This is a genomic window from Streptomyces glaucescens, assembly GCF_002154375.1.
Classification (GTDB): domain Bacteria; phylum Actinomycetota; class Actinomycetes; order Streptomycetales; family Streptomycetaceae; genus Streptomyces; species Streptomyces glaucescens.
Genome location: NZ_MUND01000903.1, coordinates 1 through 506, shown reverse-complemented (window position 1 = coordinate 506; position 506 = coordinate 1). Strand labels below are relative to the sequence as shown.

Annotated in this window: 1 protein-coding gene; it reads right to left on the bottom strand. The window is 68.2% G+C overall.

Features of this window, described 5'->3' with window-relative positions; genetic code table 11:
- Positions 1-103: 103 nt before the first annotated feature.
- The gene (locus CCN42_RS39085; protein ID WP_086170071.1) at positions 104-412 is read right to left on the bottom strand and encodes a hypothetical protein; all 309 of its coding nucleotides are present in this window, start codon (positions 410-412) and stop codon (positions 104-106) included.
- Positions 413-506: the final 94 nt, after the last annotated feature.

The window sequence follows — 506 nt, the reverse complement described above, 5'->3', positions numbered from 1 at the left end:
AGGGAAACGCAACCTCAGCCGGTGGGCACGACGGTGGGGTAGGGGAGACCGGGCGTGCCCGGAGCGGACTGGGCGCGCCCGCGGCGGGCGGCGGCGGGCCGGGCTACACGGCCATGCCGTACACGATGGTGAAGAGCGTGCCGAGGGACCCGATGATGAAGACGCCGGTGAGTCCGGCGATGATCAGGCCCTTGCCCTGTTCCGCGCTGAAGGTGTCGCGGAGCGCGGTGGCGCCGATGCGCTGCTTGGCGGCGCCCCAGATGGCGATGCCGAGACAGATCAGGATGGCGACCGCCATCACGACCTCGATCATCACCTTGGCCTCGTTGCCCAGGCTGCCGAAGGGGCCCCAGTCCGGAGCGATCCCTCCGATGATGGTGTTGATGTCTCCCTCGTCGGCCGCAAGAAGCATGTAAGTCACCGCCCCTGGTTGGGTAGTTCCGCAGACCCTGCGGTGCGCAGAGGTCAGGCCTCATTCTCGCCGACAATGACGCCCGGGTATGTCG